The sequence below is a fragment of the Microcoleus sp. K5-D4 genome, assembly GCF_036704575.1.
Classification (GTDB): domain Bacteria; phylum Cyanobacteriota; class Cyanobacteriia; order Cyanobacteriales; family Microcoleaceae; genus Microcoleus.
Genome location: NZ_JAUBSD010000078.1, coordinates 1 through 24,025, shown reverse-complemented (window position 1 = coordinate 24,025; position 24,025 = coordinate 1). Strand labels below are relative to the sequence as shown.

General features: G+C 44.0%; 18 protein-coding genes. 9 read left to right on the top strand and 9 right to left on the bottom strand.

Features of this window, described 5'->3' with window-relative positions:
* Positions 1-29: 29 nt before the first annotated feature.
* Positions 30-620, bottom strand: coding sequence for a rhomboid family intramembrane serine protease (locus QUA77_RS21575; protein ID WP_333452414.1), 591 nt, complete (start codon positions 618-620; stop codon positions 30-32).
* A gap of 471 nt (positions 621-1,091) precedes the next feature.
* Here QUA77_RS21575 and QUA77_RS21570 point away from each other — a divergent pair, with 471 nt between their 5' ends.
* Positions 1,092-1,469: a Mo-dependent nitrogenase C-terminal domain-containing protein gene (locus QUA77_RS21570; RefSeq protein ID WP_333330862.1), complete on the top strand. Its 378-nt coding sequence runs from the start codon at positions 1,092-1,094 to the stop codon at positions 1,467-1,469.
* A gap of 254 nt (positions 1,470-1,723) precedes the next feature.
* Here QUA77_RS21570 and QUA77_RS21565 read toward each other — a convergent pair whose 3' ends face one another.
* Positions 1,724-2,182, bottom strand: a complete 459-nt coding sequence (locus QUA77_RS21565) for a hypothetical protein (RefSeq protein WP_333073129.1) — start codon at positions 2,180-2,182, stop codon at positions 1,724-1,726.
* 604 nt (positions 2,183-2,786) lie between these two features.
* On the opposite strand from QUA77_RS21565, the gene QUA77_RS21560 reads away from it, so the two are divergent.
* Positions 2,787-3,851: a cold shock domain-containing protein gene (locus QUA77_RS21560; protein WP_333452412.1), complete on the top strand. Its 1,065-nt coding sequence runs from the start codon at positions 2,787-2,789 to the stop codon at positions 3,849-3,851.
* A 51-nt stretch (positions 3,852-3,902) separates the two neighbouring features.
* Here QUA77_RS21560 and bchB read toward each other — a convergent pair whose 3' ends face one another.
* Positions 3,903-5,429 (bottom strand): ferredoxin:protochlorophyllide reductase (ATP-dependent) subunit B, encoded by a 1,527-nt coding sequence (bchB, locus tag QUA77_RS21555; RefSeq protein ID WP_190659189.1) that lies wholly within the window; start codon positions 5,427-5,429, stop codon positions 3,903-3,905.
* Between the two features lie 917 nt (positions 5,430-6,346).
* Between bchB and QUA77_RS21550 the strand changes: the two genes are divergently transcribed.
* Both QUA77_RS21550 and QUA77_RS21545 read left to right on the top strand, forming a co-directional pair.
* The gene (locus tag QUA77_RS21550) at positions 6,347-11,860 is read left to right on the top strand and encodes an AAA family ATPase (protein WP_333452411.1); all 5,514 of its coding nucleotides are present in this window, start codon (positions 6,347-6,349) and stop codon (positions 11,858-11,860) included.
* 324 nt (positions 11,861-12,184) lie between these two features.
* Entirely contained in the window at positions 12,185-14,371 is a 2,187-nt protein-coding gene (locus QUA77_RS21545) for an ATP-binding protein (protein WP_333452409.1), read from the top strand.
* 310 nt (positions 14,372-14,681) lie between these two features.
* On the opposite strand, the gene QUA77_RS21540 is transcribed toward QUA77_RS21545, so the two are convergent.
* The gene (locus QUA77_RS21540) at positions 14,682-15,893 is read right to left on the bottom strand and encodes an acetate kinase (protein WP_333452407.1); all 1,212 of its coding nucleotides are present in this window, start codon (positions 15,891-15,893) and stop codon (positions 14,682-14,684) included.
* Positions 15,894-16,123: 230 nt separating this feature from the next.
* Here QUA77_RS21540 and psaK point away from each other — a divergent pair, with 230 nt between their 5' ends.
* Entirely contained in the window at positions 16,124-16,384 is a 261-nt protein-coding gene (gene psaK / locus QUA77_RS21535) for a photosystem I reaction center subunit PsaK (RefSeq protein WP_333065530.1), read from the top strand.
* Positions 16,385-16,425: 41 nt separating this feature from the next.
* Here the strand turns inward: psaK and QUA77_RS21530 are convergent, their stop codons facing one another.
* From QUA77_RS21530 to QUA77_RS21515, 4 genes are all read right to left on the bottom strand, one after another.
* Entirely contained in the window at positions 16,426-17,064 is a 639-nt protein-coding gene (locus QUA77_RS21530; RefSeq protein WP_333140982.1) for a histidine phosphatase family protein, read from the bottom strand.
* 28 nt (positions 17,065-17,092) lie between these two features.
* Positions 17,093-17,779, bottom strand: coding sequence for a DUF3226 domain-containing protein (locus tag QUA77_RS21525; RefSeq protein ID WP_333452405.1), 687 nt, complete (start codon positions 17,777-17,779; stop codon positions 17,093-17,095).
* Positions 17,772-18,851 (bottom strand): ATP-binding protein, encoded by a 1,080-nt coding sequence (locus QUA77_RS21520; RefSeq protein WP_333452403.1) that lies wholly within the window; start codon positions 18,849-18,851, stop codon positions 17,772-17,774. The genes QUA77_RS21525 and QUA77_RS21520 overlap by 8 nt, the downstream gene beginning before the upstream one ends.
* Positions 18,852-18,985: 134 nt before the next feature.
* Positions 18,986-21,460, bottom strand: a complete 2,475-nt coding sequence (locus QUA77_RS21515) for a phosphoketolase family protein (protein WP_333452402.1) — start codon at positions 21,458-21,460, stop codon at positions 18,986-18,988.
* 764 nt (positions 21,461-22,224) lie between these two features.
* On the opposite strand from QUA77_RS21515, the gene QUA77_RS21510 reads away from it, so the two are divergent.
* The 3 genes from QUA77_RS21510 to QUA77_RS21500 all read left to right on the top strand — a co-directional run bounded on the left by QUA77_RS21510 (position 22,225) and on the right by QUA77_RS21500 (position 22,863).
* The gene (locus QUA77_RS21510) at positions 22,225-22,446 is read left to right on the top strand and encodes a DUF433 domain-containing protein (protein ID WP_333085212.1); all 222 of its coding nucleotides are present in this window, start codon (positions 22,225-22,227) and stop codon (positions 22,444-22,446) included.
* Positions 22,447-22,450: 4 nt separating this feature from the next.
* Positions 22,451-22,606 (top strand): DUF5615 family PIN-like protein, encoded by a 156-nt coding sequence (locus QUA77_RS21505; protein ID WP_333452400.1) that lies wholly within the window; start codon positions 22,451-22,453, stop codon positions 22,604-22,606.
* Between the two features lie 101 nt (positions 22,607-22,707).
* Positions 22,708-22,863, top strand: coding sequence for a hypothetical protein (locus QUA77_RS21500; protein WP_333452398.1), 156 nt, complete (start codon positions 22,708-22,710; stop codon positions 22,861-22,863).
* A gap of 43 nt (positions 22,864-22,906) precedes the next feature.
* On the opposite strand, the gene QUA77_RS21495 is transcribed toward QUA77_RS21500, so the two are convergent.
* Positions 22,907-23,167, bottom strand: a complete 261-nt coding sequence (locus QUA77_RS21495) for a hypothetical protein (RefSeq protein ID WP_333086404.1) — start codon at positions 23,165-23,167, stop codon at positions 22,907-22,909.
* A gap of 541 nt (positions 23,168-23,708) precedes the next feature.
* Between QUA77_RS21495 and QUA77_RS21490 the strand changes: the two genes are divergently transcribed.
* Positions 23,709-23,957 (top strand): hypothetical protein, encoded by a 249-nt coding sequence (locus tag QUA77_RS21490; RefSeq protein ID WP_333452397.1) that lies wholly within the window; start codon positions 23,709-23,711, stop codon positions 23,955-23,957.
* Positions 23,958-24,025: the final 68 nt, after the last annotated feature.

Here is a 24,025-nt window from a genome sequence, read left to right as displayed (position 1 = left end):
GATGATAGGATACACCACAAGTCCTAATCCTAGCTAATTTCCCGTTTCCGCCGCCCCAAAAGTTGAGCTGTTAATACCCCGCCGACAAAGCCAAAGAAATGCCCTTGCCACGAAACTTCCGGCTGCGAGGGCAAAACTCCCAAAATTAAACTGCCGTAGAAGAAACCGACAATTAAAGATAACAAAATAGAGGTAAAGCTGCGTTCAAAATAGCCCCGCAGCAGCAAAAAGCCGAAGTAACCAAAGATTAATCCGCTAGCACCAATGTGAACGGAATCAGGCGCGCCAGTCAGCCAAACTCCCAATCCGCTGACTAGCACAGTGACAGCACTCACGATAAAAAACTCGCTAATTTCTCGCAGCATAATCAACCAACCCAATGTCACAAAAGGGAGGGTATTGGCGGCTAAGTGAGCAAAACTGCCGTGCAGAAAAGGCATCAACAGGATGCCTTCAAGTCCGTCGAGGCTGCGGGGGCGGACTCCGTAGGCATTAAGCCTGCCTCCGAACAGGAATACATCGACAATTTCGATAATCCAGAGGAGGGAGACGAAGCCACCGAGAATGGCGGCGTGGCTTTGCAATTCGCGGGTGATAGCTTTGGTTTCTGGGTTACTCATGGGTTGTGAGGGCGGTGATACCGATTATTTCTCATTGTAGAAGTTTCTGAGCGATCGCGAGCAAAGATAGTTGGGGCGGGGTTTTTGGGTTGTTTGCAGCAGAGCTTATTTAGAAATATGATAAGTTTTATTAAAAGTTCCGCATTTTCACGTATAGGATAATTCACCTGGATGCCTCACAATAGTAATTGAACTACAAAAGGAGAGTCAACCGAAGGTTGAAGCTAAAACGTAGAAGACAGAATTTTTACCCTATCAATCAATTGTTGGGCTTGAAATGAGGACACTTTTTAGAGCGCACACCGCCTTTTAAAAAAAATCAGGAACTACTTTTCTCGCCCTAAGTCATTAATTGAAGAAGTTCAATCCGGTAAAGCAAAACGAGATGCTGTAGATACTGATTGTAGATAATATCGCACAAGCTCTACAGAGAGTTCTTGGCACCTCGTTATAAAAGAGGAACAGAGAAAAATGAACGTATTTGAGCATACAGTTTCCTACCGAACTCTGCCAAATTGGGTAGGATTTGGTAAACAAGAAACCGCCGTTAATGTCGCTACAAATTCTCACCCTTACGGTCAAAAGCCACACTTTGACCCCTTGCATCCGCTAAAAGAATGGCTTGATAACACTGCAATTAAAAGTCAAAAGTTGGCTCGGTTGCTGTGTAAGTTTATTCCCAGCCAGTGTCCGTTTGAGCGAGAAGTCAAAATTGGCGATCGCACTTTATTATCCATTCCGCCGCTGTGCAAGTTAAATCCGCTTTACGAGCAAATCGTTGGGCTGCGCTTTCGAGCTTTGTGTTATTTGGCTGACGAGTGTGGCGAAGATGTAACTCCTTATTGTTAATTCTGCAAAAACTTAAATTTCTCACTGTCTTTTCACCCTCCCTTATCCTTGTTGGGGAGGGTTTTTTTATTTTGAGATTATTCGGCACTTGAAACCTGTTAAACTCAAACTCAACTGTGGCGAAGCGCGGGTCATTTGAGTTCGAGGTTAAATTACACAAACTTTCGTCTGCCTCAGCAGAAAAGCCAGATATTCTGTTAGATCCCCGGCTTTTTGAAGAAGTCGGGGCTTGAAAGAGCGATCGCATTTAAATACTAAAGGGAGCGAATCACTCGTTGTTCGAGAATGCGTTTGCCTTTGTTATAAATACTAAGGCTGGCTCCTGTAACAATGTAATCGTAGGTGCCATTTTTTGCCACGTAACCAGTTCCCTCTTCAGTACGAGCACGCAGGGCGATCGTGCTGCCGTTACTCTTTTTAACGCCATAGTAATATAGTTGATTGGCGTGGTTGTAGCACAGATAAATCCGAAAGTTGCTGGTCTCGAAATAGTTTTCCACTTTCTGTCTTTTGCGAGCACAAAAATCCCTCACCAGTTTTTGGGGAGTGGATACATTAGCTATTTGTATGGTTTCAATCGGAGACTGAGTGCGAGACGCTGTTGGTGCAGTGCTTGTGTTCGATTGTCCTAGAGCAAAGGTTGCCGCTGGATTGCTGGCAAATAGCATTAAACCGAGTAAGCTGGTTTGTGTGAGTCTTGCTGTGAAGTTCATAAGTCATTCCTTTAAAATATGTTGATGCGTCTAATCTAGGTAAGTTGGATTGATTAGGGCGATCGAACAGTACAGTTTTCACAATTGGCCTCAAGGAGGAAATCCTTGGATGCAATTTCCGTTTCCCCTGAGATCGGGCACTATTCTCAATAAGTTTTTAGGGGCAGGCTAGAAGCCCGCCCCACAAGAGGATTGGATGTATAGTAGAAAGCTCGTTACTGAGAATGATATTTTTCTGTGAGTTTCCCTGCAACTGACTAGCCGACGGACAATTAAAAAACTGGCACTTGGGATTGCTGAGAAGACTTATGTACTAACAGGCGATCGTGAGGACAAAGCAGAGAATTATTTTAAATATTGTGCGCCAACTGCTGGCGCGGATGGTAATTTTCATCAATTTCGATAAGTGCGATCGGGTAGTCCTGACTCTGCAGGACTACCATTTTATTATGTGTGGATTGGCTTATAATATCTAAGGTATACTTATTTGATAAATCAATTGTAGCAAATACTCTTTCAAGCTGATCCTAAAGTTACGAGAGAGTTAATCATTTTCCGATAAAATATTACTTTCTCAATCATCGTTCAGTATTCGAGGCCAAAAATGGGGGAAATTTCAGAGACAAGCCGTTTTCAAGGACGAGTGGTAAAAATTTTTAGTGATAAAAGAGGCGGATTCATTTCACCCGATGATAAAAGTGATGACCTTTATTTTATCGCTTCACAAGTTGAACACGATAAATTTGGAACTTTGAAGCCGGGATATGTCGTTACTTTTACTGTTGGTCAAGGCAAGGATGGCAAGCGGTTTTTTGCTAATAAAATAGAATTAGTCAGCGAAGGAGAGCATAGGCTTTCTACAACAAAACTTCGTTTTTCTGGCTATGTGAAAAATGTTTTTACTAACAGAAAATGGGGTTATATTACGCTTGAGGGAAGCACTCAAGATCTCTATTTTATAGCCAAAGAAGTAGAAGATAATAAATTTGAAAGTTTGAAATTAGGCGATGCAGTTACCTTTACCATTGGTGAGAGCGAAGATGGGAGACGATTTGCCAATAGAATCCAACTTATTAATTTTGACCAAATAGAGCAAAATGATACTCCTGCTGAGTTGACCCCCACTCCTATCACCTGTGATGAACTTAAAAACCAAATAATTGAGCAATTTAAGCGAATAGTACATACAACCAGCTCAAGTGAATTTGAGGACTTGACTTTTTTATTACTGAAAAATTTGGGCATCCATTATCTCTATCAATATGACAAAAGAAACCAAGCTGGTAGAGCCGATGGATTTTTCATTATTGGCAACCTTGCAGTAATGTATGATTGCACGCTCAGGGAGGGTTTTGAAGAATATAAAAAAGACCAGATTGAAAACTATATAAATAAGCTTGAGCAGGCTCAGTTGACATTTAACCTGAGATCTTCAGACGGTGTACAAAAGAAAAAAACTCTGAGAATTGATTGCAAAAGCAAACAAGTTTGGATTATTACTCTAGGTCAAACGCGAGAAATCAGTGATTACGGTAATATCAAAGTTAAGGAAGTTTCGGTAAATCATCTTATTTGGCTACTTCAAGAGAGATTAAACCGAGATGTTATAGAAGAAGATGATTTGGCCCTTAATCTACTATCTCGTATAGAAAAGGTCATTCCTGCTTAAAGCTATTTTGCATTTTGAGTAAGGTGGGCAAATGCCCACCCTATCAACTAACTACGCGCCGACAGATTCTTTCGCTGCGTAAAGAACCTCAACGGTAATCTTATCAATCCCCCGATCGCGCGCAAACTTCTCAGTATTTCGCTTCACCTTACCCCGCACAAAACCAGGGATTTTGTTCAACTCAGCCTGTCCATCCTTCGTCCAACCCATATCAGAATCAGCCGAAATACCCTTCGTAATCACTTCCTTGGTATCGTGGCCGCCGAAGATTTCCAGCAAATGGTCTTCCATTCCCAAAGTGAAGGAATTGTAGACCAAATCTACGCACTGATTCGTGCCTTCATAACCCAAAAATGGCTTGTAGCCGATCGGGAAATTTTGGACGTGAATCGGTGCAGCAATTACGCCGCAGGGAATATCCAAGCGCTTACCAACGTGGCGTTCCATTTGTGTACCGAAAATGGCAGAAGGTTCCGCTTTGGCGATCGCATCTCCGATCGCCCCGTGATCGTCCGTCACCAGCACTTCATCGCAATACTCGCTAACCTGTTCCCGGAACCAGTCAGCATCGTGTTTGCAGTAGGTTCCTGCCCATACAACGTGGATTCCCATCTCGCGAGCCAAAATCTTCGTCATCGCCGCAGCGTGCGTATTATCGCCAAATACGACGGCTTTCTTGCCCGTTAAGTTTTGGCAGTCGATCGATCGCGAAAACCAAGCAGCCTGCGACACAAACCGCGTTTGTTGGTCAATAAAATTTTCGTAATCAACATCCGCACCTTGAGCGTTTAAAACTTGCTGAATCTTGCGGATACAGCGCGCCGTTTCCACCACACCCATCGGCGTAATATCCACCATCGGCGTGCCGAATTCTTTTTGCAAATACTCCCCGGCCATCATCCCCAATTCCCGATAAGGAACCAAGTTAAACCAAGCGCGCGGCAATCTTTTTAAGTTATGAACCGAAGCACCTTCGGGAATAACTTCGTTGACTTCAATGCCCAAATCTGCCATCAAACGCTTCAACTCAGTGCAGTCGTGCTGGTTGTGGAAACCCAGGGTAGACATACCGATAATGTTGACAGATGGTTTTTCGCTTTTGGCTTCTACTAAATCGCCTTTTTTGCGGGCTTTGTTTATGTAAAATTGGACGATTTGATCCAAAGTGCGATCGGCAGCTTGCAGTTCGTTGACGCGGTAATGGTTAACATCCGCCAGCAATACATCGCCTTTGGCATCCAATTGAGCTCGTTCCACGAAGTTTTCCAAGTCTTCTTGCAGAATGCTGGAGGTGCAAGTCGGGGTGAGCACGATTAAATCTGGGTGCTCTTCTCTGTCTTTGCGGGTGATGTTGTCCACCACCCGTTCCTGCGAACCCCGCGCCAGTACGTGTCTGTCAACGACGCTGGTAGTTACCGGGGTGAAATCCCGTTCCCTCTCCAGCATGGAACGCATGACGTTGAAATAGTCGTCTCCTATGGGTGCGTGCATGATCGCATGGACGTTTTTGAAGGAAGTGGCCACGCGCAAAGTGCCGATGTGGGCTGGGCCTGCGTACATCCAATAAGCCAATTTCATAGGTTTTTTCCTGGTGCTGGTTGAGAATTGCCCGATCGGGCGATTACTGCTAAATTTTAAGGTTGTTTCTGATTTTCTCACCGGATGAATCCTTGAGAAATACTAATTTTCTGAGAATTTACAGATTTAGGAAATGCTCAAACCCTTTGTCTGCTTGGCATTTGACTCACAATTCAAACAACTTTACCTTGATTTTATGGCAATAATTCTTAATCTTTCCTCAAATTTTCTTAAGAGTTAGGTAAATTTGATTAATGTAGGGTTCGCTGCCGCGCACCAGACAAGGTGCAATAATTCTGCATTTTGTGTCAAATTTACTCTGGTCAAACGGTCAGTTAGTATTGTTAATCGATCGGTCAAAATAGATAGAACTGAAGGAAATTTCCGATTCCGAAGCAACACTTACTTCACTCAGCACCTCGGTCGCGAATTATAGTTAAGATTTGCACCGGCCGGTTTTTTTGAAGCACCGCAAATTCGTACCCGATCACCGGAAAAAATAAATCTTTCAGCACTTGCATATTTTGACGAGATGTGGTGACGCTCCACTAAACTCAAGCGATTACTTGGAATCTGAGGGGATTTAGTTGTCGGCATGGCGATCGAGTATTAGAGTAAATCCTTGCACAACTACTGTATTTGCGCTCTTGTTAACCTAACTGCTGAGGTGACGAAAGCCCCAGCGTGCTTTTGTCAGCAGTAGCTCTTTGTTGTCAAGGCCTGCTTTCCCACACATCCCAAAAGATAGCTCTTGAGCGATAATGAAGAATAACATAGGATTTACGAAAAGAAACCCGATTTACACGAAAAAATCTTGGGTTTGTCAACGACTAGCAACGAAGAAACCGGGTTTCTAGCCCGCCGCGCGTCAGTCCTGTAACATTGACCAAGCACACCTAATTTGAGAGAACCCAACTATGATGGCAATTCCCGGCGTTGCAGTTCTCGCTCTCATTTATGAAAGCAGCACTTCCCTGGTTTACCGCGGCCACAACGAGCAGAACAACCAACCTGTTATTATCAAACTTATCAAAGAAGACTATCCGACTCCTGAAGAACTGAATAGATACAAGCGCGAATATGAGATCACTGCCAACTTAAGCCTGTTGGACGGAGTTGTGAAAGTGTATAAGTTGCAACAGGTTAGAAATAGTCTGGCAATGATCTTAGAAGATTTTGGCGGGGAATCTTTAAAGATATTTATGGGTTCCCAAAAATTTACCATTTTAGGATTTCTGACTACGGCTATCAAAGTTGCGGAAACTTTGGGCGAAATTCACGGAAAAAATGTAATTCATAAAGATATAAACCCTTCTAATATAGTTTTTAATCCTGCTACAGGACAAGTAAAACTAATAGACTTTAGCATTTCAACTGCATCCAACCTGGAAAATGTTCCGACTAAAAATCCCAATTTTTTAGAAGGCACTTTAGCCTATATGTCGCCCGAACAAACCGGCAGAATGAACCGGATAGTCGATTACCGCACCGACTTTTATTCGCTCGGCGTGACCTTCTATGAAATCCTGGCAGGACAACTCCCTTTTTCCACTACAGACCCCATGGAGTTAGTTCACTGTCACATTGCCAAACAGCCAGTACCTCTCGCTGAAATTGCACCTGAAATTCCTCAAACTGTTTCAGATATTGTGATGAAATTGTTAGCAAAAACTCCTGAGGAGCGCTATCAAAGTGCTTGGGGACTAAAAGCCGATTTGGAATCCTGCCTGTTTCAGTGGCAAACATCTGGGGTTGTTTCTGAGTTTCCTCTCGGCCGCCAAGATATTTCCGACAAGTTTCAAATACCTCAAAAACTTTACGGCAGACAGCGAGAAGTTGAAACTCTTTTAGCGGCATTTGAACGGGTAGCAGCAACAAATAATCGAGGCTACCGCACCGAAGATTCCCAAATTTCTGTCATCAAAAAAGAGAGCAAATCGAAAAAAGAAAGTCCCTTGTCAGTCCTGGCGAGAGGACAGCATAAATCCCGCAGCGAGATGATGCTGATTGCCGGTTATTCCGGCATTGGCAAATCTGCAATGGTGAAGATTTTAGACAAACCTATTACCCGCCGACGTGGATATTTTATTTGGGGAAAGTTTGACCAGTACAAGCGGACTATTCCTTACTCTGCCGTTGTCAGCGCTTTTTCGGAATTGGTGCGGCAACTGTTAACTGAAAGCGAGGCTCAATTAGCAGTTTGGCGCGAAAAACTCCGCAGTTCCTTCGGTCAAAACGGACAAATTATTATTGATGTTATTCCCGAAGTTGAACTAATTGTCGGAGCTCAGTCTCCTGTAGCTGAATTGGGGCCGACGGAATCTCTGAACCGCTTTAATTTAGTATTTCAAAATTTCATTCGCGTATTTTGCCAGCCAGAACATCCGCTGGTCATTTTTCTCGACGATTTGCAGTGGGCTGATTCGGCTACTCTCAAGCTGATCGAATTGATGATGACAGATGAAGCTACGCAATATCTGTTTTTAATTGGTGCTTATCGGGATAATGAAGTTAGTCCTACTCATCCTTTAATGATGACAGTGGAGACACTGCGAAATCAGGAAGCTATCATTAATCAGATTGCTTTGTCGCCGCTGGGGGTAGAAAACATAACTCATTTGATTGCGGAGACTTTGCACAGCGATCGAGAATCTGTCAAACCGTTAGCTGAATTGGTAATCAGCAAAACCGACGGAAATCCTTTTTTTGTCAATCAATTCCTGCAAACATTGTATCAGGAAAACCTGCTAGTTTTTCACCCGCCACAGTCTGGTAGTAAAGGCGGCTGGCATTGGGATATGACTCAAATTGAACAGTGCGCTATCACTGACAATGTAGTAGATTTGATGGTCCAAAAATTGAGGAAACTGCCAAGTTCAACCCAGCAAGTTTTGCGTTTAGTGGCTTGTTTGGGTAACGAATTTGACTTGAATACTCTTTCTCTAATTCATGAAAAAGAAGCCTCGGAAACTTTTTCTCACCTGTTGCCCGCCATTAAGTCGGGACTGATTCTGCCAACTTCGGAATTGGAAAGCAAGTCATTAGATTACGTGCTGTTTCCGCTATTAATTCTGAATTATAAATTTTTGCACGATCGCGTACAGCAAGCAGCTTACGCTCTGATCGACGACTCGCAAAAAAAGGCAGTTCACCTGAAAATAGGCAGGCAAATCCTAGAAAACACCCCGGCTGAATATCGCGCGGACAGAATCTTTGAATTAGTCGATCACTTGAATGTGGCTCGATCGCTAATTAAAGACGATCGAGAATTAATTGAACTGGCAACGCTGAATTTAGACGCCGCCCGCAGAGCCAAAGATGCCACTGCTTATGTTGCTGCCTTGCAGTATTTGACCGCAGGCATGGACGGTTTGAGCGCCGATATTTGGGATGCCCACTACGATTTAGCCTTTGCCTTGCACATGGAGCGGGCAAATGTTGAGTATTTAAACGGTTTTTTTGAGAACTCCGAAGAATTTATTAATATAACTCTGGAAAAAGCGCGATCGCCCTTAGAAAAGGTAGAAATTTACAACCTGCTGATCGTGCAGTACACCCTGCGGGCGAAGTACGAAGAAGCCGTTAAAGCCGGAATCCAAGCTTTGGACTTGCTAGGCATTGACTTGCCGCTAGACGGGCTACAAAAAGTCATATCCGAAGAATTTGCAACAGCTACAAATATTTTAGCAGGTAGAGAAATAGCTTCCCTAATTGACGCCCCCGAAATGACTGTACCCGACAAAAAAGTGGCAGTCAAATTAATTACAAACTTGCTGACATCCGCGTACCTCAAAAATCCAGACTTGTGGAAAGTCAGCGTTTTAAAAGGAGTCAATCTTTCCCTACAATACGGTTTAGTACCCGAAGCCTCTCTTTGCTATGCTGGCTACGGTATGTTCTTAAACGCAGTTTCGGGAGATTACAAAGCTGCGTATCAATTCGGCTTGCTCTCGCTGAATCTCAGCGAAAAATCTGGCAATATCGGCTTGAAATGCAGAGCTTGTTCATCCTTGGTCAGTATTTTTTATTACTGGTTCAATCACATCAAAGATTCCCACGCAATCAGCAATGAAGGGTATCAAGCAGCTTTAGAATCAGGAGATTTAGAGTATGCGGGTTATATCCTGTCCAACCGCATAGCTAACTCATTTTTTCAAGGTAAAGAAATCTCGCAAATTCTCGCCGACACGAGCAGGTATTTGCAGTTCAGCCAAAAAACAAAAAATCAGCTCGTAACCGATATATTATTAGGGGTAGAGTTAATCCTGCGTAACTTGAGCAAACTAACTCCTGAAAAGTTTGTCTTTGAAAGCGAAGATATCAGCGAAGCTGAATACGTACACAACTGTCAAGCTCATCAAAATTTGTACTCGCTCTGCCTTTATCAGATTCGCAAATGCCAGGTAATGTACTGGTACGGTAACTTCAACGAAGCGCTACAACTAGCTTTTGAAGTAGAAAAACAGCTATCTTTTATTACCGGAGCGATACCCGCTACCGAATGGAATTTTTTCTTTTCTCTAACTTTAGCTGCCGTTTTCCCAAATGTTTCCGAAGAGAAGCAAAAGGAATACTTGGAAAAGTTAGAGGAAAACCAAAAACAGATGAAAATTTGGTCAGATAACTGTGCCGAAAATTTTCTGCACAAGTATCTTTTAGTACAAGCAGAAATAGCCCGAATTTCCAAGAAAGATTCAGAAGCTGTAGAACTGTACGATTTCTCTATAAATTTAGCCCAAGACAATGAGTTTGTCCAAAATGAAGCGCTAGCTAATGAACTAGCAGCTAAGTTTTGGTTGAGTAAAGGCAAGTATCAATATGCCAAAATCCACTTGCGCGAAGCTCACTCGTGCTACTTGCGCTGGGGTGCAGTTCGCAAAGTAGAAGATTTAGAACAGAAGTATCCGCAGTTGCGGGAAATGACGCCGCTCAACGGAAGTTTTAACAACAATCAAACTACCACAACTATTCATACTTCTACTGGCAGCGATGCGAGAGTGCTGGATTTGGCAACGGTAATGAAAGCATCTCTGGCGATTTCTAGCGAAATTGTCCTCGATAAGTTGCTGGCTTCTTTGATGAGAATCTCGTTAGAAAATGCGGGTGCTCAATTAGGTTTTCTGATTTTAGTTAGAGATGGTCAACTGTTGATTTCAGCTAAAGCATCAGTATTTGCTGAAGATGTAGCTGTGCTGCAATTTACGCCTGTTGGAGACTATCATGATTTACCTGTGACGGTGATTAATTATGTGGAAAGGACTCGCTCGGATTTGGTGTTGAGCAATGCGGCGGGTGAGGGACTATTCACAGCCGATCCTTACATCGCTAAACACCAACTGCAATCGATTTTGTGTACTCCAATCATCAATCAAGGCAAACTGATCGGCATTCTTTATTTAGAAAACAATTTGACTGTCGGAGCATTTACTCCCCACAGATTGGAAGTTTTAAGGTTGCTTTCTTCCCAAGTTGCTATTTCTTTGGAAAATGCTCTGCTTTACAATTCTGTGGAACAGAAAGTACAAGAACGGACGCAGGAGTTAAATGAAAAGAACGAGCGTTTAGAACAAACTTTGCGCGAACTGAAACTCACTCAAGCTCAATTAATCCAAACGGAAAAAATGTCTAGTTTGGGGCAAATGGTCGCTGGTGTAGCCCACGAGATTAATAATCCTGTAAGTTTTATCTACGGCAATCTTAATCCGGCTAGCGAATACGTTAAAGACTTGCTAAAATTGATTGAGCTTTACCAGCAGCACTATCCAGAACCTGCTGATGAAATTCTAGAAGAAATAGAAACTATTGAGCTGGAATTTTTGAGCGAGGATTTGCAAAAGCTGCTGGATTCCATGAAAGTAGGAGCGGAAAGAATCCGGGATATTGTGCTAAGCTTGCGGAATTTTTCGCGCCTAGACGAAGCGCAAATGAAGTCGGTAGATATCCATCAAGGCATCGACAGTACGGTGATGTTGCTGCAACCGCGCTTGAGAAAAGAGGGCGGGCGTTTGGGAATTGAGGTAATTAAAAATTACAGCACGCTACCCCTAATTACTTGTTATGCGTCTCAGTTGAATCAGGTATTTATGAATATTTTGACAAATGCGATCGATGCTCTCCTCGTCGCAAGAGATGCCCCGGAAAACTCTCATCAACAGCCTACGATTACAATTTCTACAGAGGTGACTGATAGGAATTCTGCCATAATTAAGATTGCCGACAGCGGGCCAGGGATGAGCACTGAGGTGCTACACAAGATATTCGATCCATTTTTTACCACTAAGCCCGTGGGTTCGGGAACTGGTTTGGGATTGTCTATTTCTCACTCGATTGTGGTTAGTTCTCATGGCGGAAAATTGACTTGCGTTTCTGCACCAGGAGAGGGGAGCGAGTTTATTATTGAAATTCCGATCGCCCCCAGGCAAGTTTTGTAATCGGCGCAACCATCAACCCAAATCCCCAAATCAATTCCAGTTAGCAACCCTTAACAATTCGGCCACGCATTGCGTTTACTAAACTTTGACTTCGCAATTTAAACTCGGCGAAAACTCTGTCGCCAAGTCGATCGCTCGGGTTTCGACAAAAGGGCTATGGCCCTTTTGCAGCCGCACTGAGGACTTTTCATCGCGACGAGGTGGCAATGCTCCGATAAAGCATAAAAAGTATCATATTTTTCATGAAAAAAGTAAATATTGTGTGTATCTTCACGATCGAACTGTAGATAGTAGATCATACTAAAATAAAAGTAATTTCCGATCATGAAGATACGTCACTTCGGCAAAACTCAGGCGATCCCATTGCAGCTCATACTGATCGTGCCATTTGTTTTGCAAATCTTTGGAGCGGTCGGTCTGGTGGGATATTTGTCGTTCAAAAATGGACAGAAAGCGGTAAACGACCTGGCGAATCAGTTGATGGATCAAACCAGAATTTCGGTGAATCAACATCTGGAGGCTTATTTATCTATTCCACATCAAGTGATTCAGATTAACGCCGATGCGATTCGGATGGGATTGCTAGATGTGCGCGATCGCCAAACCCTCGGTAAGTATTTCTGGCACCAAATGCAGGCCTATGACCTCAATTACATCGGCATTGGACTGACCACGGGTGAGGGAGTAGGAGCCGCACGCTACGACCCCAGAACCGTCGTGATTGATGATTGGAGTCCCAAACCGCCGAATAATGTCACCAACTATGCCACCGATAACAAAGGCGATCGCACTCACGTCGTGACTATTTATGATTGGGACAACTTGCAAGAACCCTGGTACACCGAACCCATGAAAGCAGGTAAACCCATCTGGTCGCGGATCGTCACCGTAAATTATCCCAATCATCCCTACATCGCTGCCTCCGCTGGTCGCCCCATCTATGACGCAAATAATCGCTTGCTAGGAATGGTTGGAGTCGATATCCATCTGTTGAAACTGAGCGATTTCTTACGGAATATAGATGTCAGTAGCTCAGGGCAGGTTTTCATCATGGAACGAAATGGGCTGTTGATCGCAAATTCTGCCAAAGAACAGCCCTTTACCACCGTCAAAGACGAAATTCGGCGTTTGAAGGCGATCGACAGTCCCAATCCCATCGTGCAGGGAATTGCCAAACAAATCCAGCAACGCTTCAAAGGGTTTCAATCCATTTCTGGAAACACGGATCTCCGACTTGATTTTCAGGGAGAACTCTACTATGTGCAAGTCACTCCCTGGCGCGACCAATATGGATTGGATTGGTTAGTGGTGGTGAGTGTGCCAGAAAGCGAGTTCATGGCACAGATTGATGCCAATACTCGCACCACAATCTTGCTCTGCTTAGCAGCATTGGGGGTAGCTTGTGGGATGGGCGTTCTCACCTCCGGCTGGATTGCGCGTCCGATTCTGCGACTGAATCGGGCGAGTGAGGCAATAACATCTGGCAACTTCGACCAAGGTGTAGAAGACAGCCGTATTCAAGAACTCAACGCCCTTGCCAACTCCTTTAACCACATGGCAAGACAACTGCGCGAATCTTTTACCGCCTTAGAAAAAAGTAATGCAGAATTAGAAGACCGGGTGGAAAACCGCACCGTTGAACTCAAAAACGCCCTAAGTGAGTTGCAACGCACCCAATCACAGATAATTCAGAGCGAAAAAATGTCTAGTTTGGGGCAACTGGTTGCGGGAGTCGCCCACGAAATTAACAACCCGGTCAACTTCATTCACGGCAACCTCGTCCATACACAGCAATACACCCAAGATTTGTTAGAGTTCGTGGAGCTTTATCGACAGCACTATCCTAACCCTGCTGACGAAATTCAAATTGCAGCCGAAGAAATCGACCTGGAGTTCTTGCAAGAAGACCTGCCAAAAATGCTGTCTTCGATGAAAATGGGTACCGATCGCATCCGCCAAATTGTCCTATCGCTACGAAACTTTTCGCGGATGGACGAAGCAGACTTTAAACCAGTGGATATCCATGAGGGTATTAACAGCACCCTACTGATTTTGCAACACCGCCTCAAAGATAGACCGGAACGACCGTCTATTAAGGTGATTCAAGACTACGGTTCTCTACCCCTGGTGGAATGCTACGCCGGACAACTCAATCAGGTGTTTATGAATATTCTCACCAATGCGATCGATGCTCTCCTCGTAGCAAGAGATGACCCGGAAAAATCTCATCAACAGCTTGCTATTACAATTTCTACAGAGGTGACAGACAGGAATTCTGTCATAATTAGAATTGCCGACAGCGGGCCGGGGATGAGCACTGAGGTGATGCACAAGATATTCGATCCATTTTTTACAACTAAGCCCGTGGGTTCGGGAACTGGTTTGGGATTGTCTATTTCTCACTCGATTGTTGTCAATTCTCACGGCGGAAAATTGACTTGCGTTTCTGCACCAGGAGAGGGGAGCGAGTTTATTATTGAAATTCCGATCGCCCCCCGGCAAGTTTTGTAATCGGCGCCACTCACTATTAACCAACATCCCCAAATAAATTCCAGTTAGCAACTCTTAACAATCCGGCCACGCCTTGCGTTGTCATATCAAATCTGTTAGCATCCGAATTCTTCATATATCTCTTCTTTTCATCTGCGTGAATCTGCGTCAATCCCTTGTCATCTGCGGTTAATACATTCTATTTTTTTAACCGCAGATGAGGGCAGATAAACGCAGATGAATTAGAGAAATTCCGGTTGCACCGTCTGTAATTGTTGACGCTTCGGCGAAGCTAATCTGCCATCGCTGTTGAAGGAATTCATAAAATAAGTTAGTGATAAAGTTTCCAGCATTCTCGCGCAATTTCCCAATCCTCCTGCGTGTGAATGACCAAAATTCTCACCGCTGAATCCACTGCAGCAATATCTTCATCCACTGGCGACTGTTGGTTCTTCTCCCCATCCAATTTTAAACCCATAAATCCAAAAGCTTCGCAAGCAGCCGATCGCACAACAGCAGAATTTTCCCCAACTCCCGCCGTAAAAATCAAAGCATCCAACCCTCCCAAACTCGCCAGCATCGCGCCAATTCCAGCCCGCAAACGGTGAATGTAAATATCCAAAGCAAGTTGAGCTCTCTCATTACCTTGGGCGATCGCATCTCCAATCTGCCGCATATCGCTAGATACCCCAGAAATCCCTTTTAAACCAGAATTACGATTGAGAATATTATCTAATTTTTCAGAAGTTAAATCTTCTCGCCTTAACAAATGAATTATAATCCCAGGATCGATCGAACCCGATCGACTTCCCATCATCAAACCTTCCACAGGCGTAAATCCCATCGTCGTGTCAACACTCCAGCCACCGCGAATGGCTGCCAGAGAACATCCGTTGCCCAAATGACAGCTAATCAACCGCAAATCTGCCAAATTTTTACCCAGAATGTCGGCGGCCCGACGCGCGCAATATTGATGGCTAATCCCGTGAAAACCGTAACGCCGAATCCCATTTTCCAGCCATTCATAAGGGCCGGGATACACAAAGGCTGCCGGCGGCAATTGTGCGTGAAAAGCTGTATCAAATACTGCTACTTGTGGCACATCTCCGAGGATTTTTTCCATGGCTTCGATGCCTTCCAAGTTAACCGGATTGTGTACCGGCGCGAAAACAGATAAACGGGCGATCGCCTCTTTAACATCCGGTGAAATCAACGTACTTTGCTGATAGTCTTGCCCGCCATGTACCACGCGGTGGCCGACAATATCAATTTCCTTTAAACTAGGAATAACTTGAGTTTTACCCTGCCACAGAGTCTCCAGCATTCGAGTAATAGTCGCTTCGCGAGAGTCTGAGGCGAATTCTTCCTCAAGTTCAGTCCCAGAGGCAGTTTCTACCTTCAACTGGGCCACGCCTTCGCGGTGACTCCAGTCAATTTGCGCTTCCCAGAGGGGTTGCGGCGGGCGATCGGGCAGGACATCGTTTAACTCGTAAAGACAGCTCTTTTGACTGCTAGAACCCGCATTTAACACCAGTATTTTCATGCTTGATTATGTCCTGTTAATTCGTTCTTTCGATCGCTAGGCGATTGAAATCGCGTCTTGTCAAACTTTCGTCCCAGCAGAGGGGGACTAAAAAATCTTGAGACTAAGGGAAAATTATTAAGAAAAATGTCGAAAAATTAACTGTTAATGCAATCTGTAGCTAACAGTTGCATTTTTTTGATATATATTCTAGGCAGATTTTCATTTACTAAAGTTTAAGGAGCCGATCGATGTTTACACCAATTTTACTTGCCACTGTCGCCAGAACCGTAGAGTGGAGCCCCACGACTGGTTTGATTATGATTATTTGCAATATTTTAGCTATTGCGATCGGCAGATCAACCATTCAAAAGCCTCACACAGGCCCAGCCGCGCCCTCATCGGGTTTGGTCGGCGGCTTGAGTTTGGGTGCACTTGTGGGAAGTCTCTGCTTCGGTCATATTTTGGGAACGGGTACGATTTTAGGATTGTCTTACATAGGCGCGATTTAGTTTCAGACTGTAGGGTGCGCCCCCGCACCTTACCCGCAATTTCAAGTACCGGGTAAATTGCGGAGAGTTTCATCCATGTACGATCGATCGCCCAAAACCTCCAACATTGGCCCGCGCACATCAAACTTGACAACACTCACAGAAGCTGCTAAAGCGGCAATGCGATTGCGGTAACTTCCCAAATCGATCCCCAACAAACTGCACAGAATAATCCGAATAGTCGCCTTGTGCGAGACAACCAAAACATTACCGCTCTTGTACTTTTCCTGAATTTCGGCGATAACTAAGGACGATCGGCTAGCAATTTGCACAGAAGTTTCCCCCTCAGTCGGTGGATTCCAAGCCGGTTCCGTCAACCAATTAATGTAATCTTCAGCATATTTTTCGCGAACCGATTCAACTGTTTCACCCTCCCACTTGCCGTACTTAATTTCCCTCAATCCATCGCGCAGTTGCATTTCAATTCCCACAGCATCGCACAAAGGTTTAGCCGTAGCGATTGTACGTTTCATGGGACTGACATAAACAGCATTCCAAGGCAATTTTGCGTAAGTTGCAGCAAATTGTTCGGCCATCATAGAACCTTCCGGTGTTAATTCTGCGTCGAGGTCGCCGCAGTAGCCGCCAGTCTTGCTGTAAGTTGTTTCACCGTGTCGGACAAAGTAGATTTTTAAGCTCATGAGTTAATTGTGTGTGAATTTTACTATGTTAGCAAAAGAGTTTAAAAAACTCCTTCAAATCATCGAGTGCAGGATTATCCCAATCCCAAATATCTTTTTTGTGTTTCATAACATAATCAAAATGTAACATACTGCATTTGTTTCCAGCTTGTTTCTGATCCTGCTTTGAGCAAGTATCAAACCTAATATAGTTGCTAATCCAAAATTTATCAAACTCTTTATGGTTGATTTTCTTTCCCTTATTTTCTAGGCAAATTTTCCAGCTATCCAAGCAATCAGCATAAGGAGAATCTTTAGCCTTGATTGCCTTTAAAAGCGTTTCCAGTTCGCCTTTACCTTCAAAATTTGTAAAGTAACAAGCCAATTTTGAATTTGTTCCATTATCTCCACAAATATCGATAAATTGTTTAGTGCTTGACAAACTTTCAGAGTCAAACACATCTTTTATACATTTATTTACAAATTCCACCCGCTCTTGCTCTGAATGGTTATCGATATCAATGATAATTCCAATTTTTTCTATATCTCTTTTTGGAAGGTCGGCTTCTAAAGCTTTTAAAGTAGTAATTAATTTTGTTTCGCTCAAGCCTTCCAAAGGTTCATAATCATCTATATAAATAGGTTTTTCTACCAGGATATCGCAGTTAAGTTGGTCAACCATTGCCTGCATAAAAATTGCATCATTTTTACTTTCTACTATGACAATATTACTCACCTCTCACTCCTTTTTGATGCTCTAGTGCGTAATTCAAAGTTTCCAAATCGCGCCGGATGCCGATTATTTGATTTGTTTTCGGTTTCTTCGCTAGTTCAAAATATGCGCTGCTACATTCCTGATTGGTTTTTAAACCAACATCGGCAAATGCTTGAAGCATTTCTAAACTGTGAGTTGTTGCAAAGATCTGGGTATCCAGTTCAACCGCCAACCGAAATAACACTCTCCAAAATTCCTGCTGGTTTGTATAGTGTATGCCATTTTCTATCTCATCGATCAGCAAGATTTTATGTTCATTGTTTACCAGTTTAAGAATAATATCTGCCACCCTATTGATTGCATCTCCAAACAAGGATAAAGGCAAACGGCTTTCACCTTTTCTTCTCAAATAAAGCATAGGTTCACCAATTGAAAAACTTTCGACTGATTCTATTACTGGATCTAGAACTTGAAAAGCTTTCAAAACTTCGCTATCTTTTTCATCTAAACGTGCTCTATCGTATGCTTCTGTAAGGTTTTTCCCCGAATTCCTCATAAAAGATGGAATGATGGGCGATGAGCCGTCAGTATTAGGAATGTTTGAAGTAATTACACCCTTGGAGCTAGCGATTACAGACGATTTAATAGGTTCCTCATCATTTCTAGTTAACTTAATAGTTAATACAGATAAACCTGACGTATTACTCGACAAAAAATCTATAACCTCGCCAGCATCTTTATTTGAAAAAATTTCTTTTAAATTACTAGATTTATCAATTGAGACTTCTATTTGATGAATTTCTTTATTCTCATGTTTTCCGATAATTAGTATAACTTTACCTTTGTCAAGTAGATAAAATAAGTTATCCCAAGCTCTATCAGGCATAGCTTCAATAACTTTTGAGGGCTCCCTTCTTAACGCTTTTAGAGTTACTAAACTTCTAGCTTGTGGAGCGTCATTGAGCAGTAAGGCTTCTAGCAATGCTGTCTTGCCAGCATTGTTTTTACCGCCGATTAAATTGACTCTTTCAAACCCAGAAATTTTGATTTGCTCAAAACACCTAAAATTTTGGATTTCTATTTCTTTCAGCATTACCAATCCTGTTTAATTAATCTAACTCATCTGCGTTAATCTGCGTGTATCTGCGGTTAAAAAAAGAGAATTTGTTAACCGCAGATGACAATGGATTAACGCAGATTCACGCAGAGGTCGAGAAGCGATCGCACCTAGCCCGGTGCACCGGATCGCACGGTTTGATCTCCAGTCGTTGTCGGATCTTTCGTTTCCTTCGGCGCTTCCGACGCAACCGCGCCCGCGTGCGGCCACTGCCAGTCGCGGATTTCCGGCATATCATCGCCGTGTTCGTTGATATACTGCCTGTGTTCGATCAGCTTGTCACGGATAGCTTGTTTGCCGTAAGCTGCGACAGAACTCAGTTTCGGAACGCGATCGAGTACATCTCCAACTAAATGGAATCGATCGAGGTCATTAATCACCACCATATCAAACGGCGTCGTAGTCGTTCCCTCTTCCTTGTAACCCCGAACGTGAATATTCGGGTGATTTGTCCGGCGATAAGTCAAGCGGTGAATCAGCCAAGGATAGCCGTGAAAAGCAAAAATTACTGGCTTATCTTTCGTGAACAAAGTATCAAAATCCTTGTCAGACAAACCGTGGGGATGTTCGCTAGCAGGTTGCAGCGTCATCAAATCCACCACATTCACCACCCGCACTTTTAAATCGGGATAATCTCGGCGGAGAATGTCAACAGCAGCCAAAGTTTCCAGCGTCGGAACATCACCAGCGCAAGCCATCACCACATCCGGTTCGCCACCTTTATCGTTGCTAGCCCACTCCCAAATGCCGATGCCGACGGTACAGTGTTTAATCGCAGAATCCATATCCAAATACTGCAAGGCCGGCTGCTTCCCTGCAATAATCACGTTGACATAGTTGCGACTGCGGAGACAGTGATCCGTTACAGACAGCAAAGTATTCGCATCTGGCGGCAAATAAATCCGCACCACTTCCGCTTTCTTGTTAATTACGTGGTCGATAAAACCCGGATCTTGGTGAGAAAAACCATTGTGGTCTTGTCGCCAAACGTGAGAAGTTAGTAAGTAATTCAGAGATGCGATCGGTCTGCGCCAAGGAATGTGACGAGTAGTTTTCAACCACTTGGCGTGTTGATTGAACATCGAATCGATGATGTGAATAAACGCCTCGTAGCAGGAGAAAAAGCCGTGGCGTCCCGTCAGTAAATAGCCTTCCAGCCATCCCTGACATAAATGTTCGCTGAGAACTTCCATCACCCGGCCTTCGGGGGAGATGTGGTCGTCTTCGGGCAAAATTTCCCCCGCCCACACCCGGTTCGTCACTTCAAACACCGGATCGAGACGATTTGAGGCCGTCTCGTCAGGCCCGACAATGCGGAAATTGGCGTTTTCCTGATTCAGTCTCATCACGTCTCGCAGGAAGCGGCCAGAAACGCGGGTTGCTTCTGCCATTACAGTGCCCGGTTTTTGCACATCAACGGCGTAGTCCTCAAATTTCGGCATTTTTAAGTCTCGCAGCAGCAGGCCGCCGTTAGCGTGGGGATTTGCCCCCATACGTCGAGCTCCCTTGGGTGCGAGTTCTGCCAATTCGGGAATTAACTTGCCCTTTTCGTCGAAGAGTTCTTCCGGCTTATAGCTTTTCATCCAATCTTCGAGGAGTTGGACGTGTCCCGGCTTAGAAGCCATTTCCGAAAGTGGGACTTGGTGCGATCGCCAATAATCCTCAGTTTTCTTACCGTCTACTTCCTTCGGCCCCGTCCAGCCTTTGGGAGTTTTCATCACAATCATCGGCCACTGGGGACGGCCCGAATAGCCCTCTGTCCGGGCTTTTTCCTGAATCGCCTTAATTTCGCCGATCGCGGTATCGAGAGTTGCAGCCATCAACTGGTGCAAGGTTTCCGGGTCTGAACCTTCCACCCAATAAGGTTTGTAGCCGTAACCGACCATCAAACTTTCCAATTCCTCGCGCGGAATGCGGGCCAACAGCGTAGGATTGGCAATTTTGTAGCCGTTCAAGTGCAAAATCGGCAACACGGCCCCGTCCCGAACCGGGTTGAGAAACTTGTTAGAATGCCAGCTAGCAGCCAAGGGGCCGGTTTCCGCTTCCCCGTCACCGACAACGGCCGCCACAATCAAATCGGGATTGTCGAAGGCCGCCCCGTAAGCGTGGACGAGGGCGTAGCCGAGTTCGCCGCCTTCGTGAATCGAACCGGGGGTTTCCGGGGCGACGTGGCTGGGGATACCGCCGGGAAAGGAGAACTGTTTGAACAGCCGTTTGATACCCTCTTCATCTTGGGAAATGTTCGAGTAATATTCGCTGTAAGTTCCTTCGAGATAGGTGTTGGCGACCAAGCCCGGCCCGCCGTGTCCGGGACCTGCGATGTAGATGGTGTTGAGGTCTTGGGCTTTGATGATGCGGTTGAGGTGAACGTAGATGAAGTTGAGGCCTGGAGTCGTGCCCCAATGTCCGAGGAGTCTCGGTTTGACGTGTTCGATTTTGAGGGGTTCTTTGAGTAGGGGGTTGTCGAGGAGATAGATTTGTCCGACGGATAGGTAGTTTGCCGCCCGCCAGTAGGCGTTCATTTTGTGTAGTTCTGAGTCGGAAAGCGGCTTTAATTGCGGGATCTCGGTTGTTCCTAGCATCATCAGCGATTGACTCCTAAGTTGTGCTTGTTTTGTAAAGTGCGATCGAGAAGTGCGATCGGTATTAATTTGTTATTTGTGACATTTTGTATTTAAACTCCATGTCTTCCACGCAAACTATTGAATTCTAGCTCGTTTATGCCTCCATTAAAGTTTAAATCAATGTTAATTTCTGGCTAAACATCGCACGATTCTGAGGAAAAAAAAGCCGCTACTTGCGGGGATCAAGGGATTAAGCAATATATAATAGGATTTACACAAGAGTTTTTGTAGGCTGTGCACTCCGCACTGAGCCGTAGAATATGTTGCGAGTAGTAGGATGTGTTGTTCAAGTCCCCAAAAAGATACTTCTCAAGGTAGAAGTCATAAGAATTTATAGGTGAATATAATTTCACTTTGTGCCTGCTGATGGCTGATACCAGTTATCATAAAAAATTCAACTGTAGGCAATATCCAAAGCTTTATGTCCTCAGTCATTCCCCATTCTTTAATCTAAAATTAAAAATGGTATGACTCGTTTTGGGTTAATTTTTTTAGGTTCGTTTAAGCTCAGGGTAAAAGGGCGATTAATTTTTATAATGAGAGAGATTTAGCCTGATTTTAAACAGATATAGCAATGCTATTTCATTTGTAAAAAAGCTTTTTTTTATGAACCGCAGAGGCGCAGAGGGCGCAGAGGAAGAGAGCAGAGATAAAGGAATTGCGTATAATAGCAAATACATATTATCTAATTATTAACGCAAAATTTAGCTAACACCTGGCAAGGAATTAGCCCAACTCTCGGTGTCTGTGGGGGTGATGCTTGTATGAGAAATACTTGCATTCCTATTTGGGAACTGGTGAGCTTTCATCGTTTGGGTATGAACGAGTCTCGACTCTTAGATAACTATTCCACACTAACTGCTACTGATTTAGCAAATGCGTCGGCTTATGCGGCAGCTTTTCCAGATGAAAGTGACATAGCTATCCGCAAGAATGACGAGGATTGAAATAATGGCGCGTCTTTATGGTGACGAACAATTTCCCAGAGAAATTGTAGAATTGCTGCGCCAGATGGGGGACAATATTCTGACAGTGCAAGCAGCCGGAAAGGATAACCTAAAAAATCCGGACGCAGAAGTGTTAGCTTTTACAGTCAGTGAAAATTGAGCTGTTTTAACTCTAAATCGCCGTTATTTTATCAGACTGCACAGCTTACAGTCTGACCATGCTGCAATTATTGTCTGTAGGGGAGAGGATGATTTCACAGAATGACTGCTAATCTTAATCAGGCTATTTCCTCACTTGCAACATTAACAGGTCAAGTGATTCGAGTCGATCGCACTTTCGCGACCATCTATATCTTAAGCGATCGCCACAAAGTAAACTCAAGCAATCTCAATCCGAAAATCACTGCATCGGTTTGATTGCTGGCTAGATGCCATCGCCGATATTTCTCGGTGAAAAAACTTAGGAGGCGACTAAAACAGGACTCTCTGAAATCCGGCAAACATTGGACACAGTTGGCTGGTGGGCAACGACTCGCACTTCGTGAGGATAGCGGGGACGGGGGTCATTTTCTAACCAGATGGGCGGTACCATCATCACTTCATAGTAAGCGATCGTATGCAAAACCCCAGGCTGGGACTTCAACTCTACTGTTAAGCCCGCTCTGTACTCAAATGCTTCTTCCCAGTCTAGGTTTCCATTCATATCCATATTCATATCCATCGGGATCGCGCCTCTTAATCTTGTTTCTTTTCTCAATTGTAGAGCGCTACATAAAACATTGGGTACTTTCTGTTGCTTAGGATACAATTTGTAACCTTATATATACGTTCCCTGACAATTGAACAGAGAAGAGCAATTGTCAATAAGTAAATAGGATGATTTGGCCCACAGGTGACAAGCAAGCCCAAAAGCTAGGCTTGACAAGAGTTTGAGTTGATACGTCTCAAAAAAAATAGGGGCGATCGAACCGCGCAGACGTTTATGAGACAAAGGAAAAGAACAGAAGAGAATTTTAAGGACGGAAGTACAAACCTATTTTTGCCAGCTTGTCTAGTATTTTGTAAATAAAGAAACTCGGTTTTTTTAATAAACCGGGTTGCTGCATGAGTGAAAACTAAACTAATTTCACTTGGTTTTCTTCTTGGTCGCAGTCGCCGTATTTTTAGCAAGCCAGATCCTGCTTCATTTCTTTGTGGCAGATGTCTAAGACTCAAAGTAAAATATGCCATAATATAAAAATTAGTTTCATAGCTTTGCACCTATGACCGCCCAAATCACCCTAAATCTGCCAGATGAAGTCTATCATCAAGCAGAATTGCTAGCGCAGCAACGCCACCGCACCGTGAGTGAGATTCTAGTAGAAACTCTGGAAAATTTTCTCTTACCAACCGCTAAACCAGTATCAGCACTGTCTGATTCAGAAGTAATCACTCAGACTCAACTCCGGCTGCAACCACTCCAAGAACAACGATTGAGTGAATTGCTAGACCGCCAACAATCCGCAGGGTAAGCTCATCTAATTTGGTATAATATGAACTTGACAAAGTTAACAAAATAAGCATAAGAGACTGTGTAGGC

Excerpts from the sequence above, each read along its gene's own strand:
- QUA77_RS21545 (WP_333452409.1), top strand. The coding sequence starts at position 12,185 with ATGAAGATACGTCACTTCGGCAAAACTCAGGCGATCCCATTGCAGCTC.
- QUA77_RS21550 (WP_333452411.1), top strand. The coding sequence starts at position 6,347 with ATGATGGCAATTCCCGGCGTTGCAGTTCTCGCTCTCATTTATGAAAGC.
- QUA77_RS21490 (WP_333452397.1), top strand. The coding sequence starts at position 23,709 with ATGACCGCCCAAATCACCCTAAATCTGCCAGATGAAGTCTATCATCAA.
- psaK (WP_333065530.1), top strand. The coding sequence starts at position 16,124 with ATGTTTACACCAATTTTACTTGCCACTGTCGCCAGAACCGTAGAGTGG.
- QUA77_RS21575 (WP_333452414.1), bottom strand. The coding sequence starts at position 620 with ATGAGTAACCCAGAAACCAAAGCTATCACCCGCGAATTGCAAAGCCAC.
- QUA77_RS21500 (WP_333452398.1), top strand. The coding sequence starts at position 22,708 with ATGACTGCTAATCTTAATCAGGCTATTTCCTCACTTGCAACATTAACA.
- QUA77_RS21505 (WP_333452400.1), top strand. The coding sequence starts at position 22,451 with ATGGCGCGTCTTTATGGTGACGAACAATTTCCCAGAGAAATTGTAGAA.
- QUA77_RS21530 (WP_333140982.1), bottom strand. The coding sequence starts at position 17,064 with ATGAGCTTAAAAATCTACTTTGTCCGACACGGTGAAACAACTTACAGC.
- QUA77_RS21495 (WP_333086404.1), bottom strand. The coding sequence starts at position 23,167 with ATGGATATGAATATGGATATGAATGGAAACCTAGACTGGGAAGAAGCA.
- QUA77_RS21540 (WP_333452407.1), bottom strand. The coding sequence starts at position 15,893 with ATGAAAATACTGGTGTTAAATGCGGGTTCTAGCAGTCAAAAGAGCTGT.
- bchB (WP_190659189.1), bottom strand. The coding sequence starts at position 5,429 with ATGAAATTGGCTTATTGGATGTACGCAGGCCCAGCCCACATCGGCACT.
- QUA77_RS21570 (WP_333330862.1), top strand. The coding sequence starts at position 1,092 with ATGAACGTATTTGAGCATACAGTTTCCTACCGAACTCTGCCAAATTGG.
- QUA77_RS21515 (WP_333452402.1), bottom strand. The coding sequence starts at position 21,460 with ATGATGCTAGGAACAACCGAGATCCCGCAATTAAAGCCGCTTTCCGAC.
- QUA77_RS21560 (WP_333452412.1), top strand. The coding sequence starts at position 2,787 with ATGGGGGAAATTTCAGAGACAAGCCGTTTTCAAGGACGAGTGGTAAAA.
- QUA77_RS21520 (WP_333452403.1), bottom strand. The coding sequence starts at position 18,851 with ATGCTGAAAGAAATAGAAATCCAAAATTTTAGGTGTTTTGAGCAAATC.
- QUA77_RS21565 (WP_333073129.1), bottom strand. The coding sequence starts at position 2,182 with ATGAACTTCACAGCAAGACTCACACAAACCAGCTTACTCGGTTTAATG.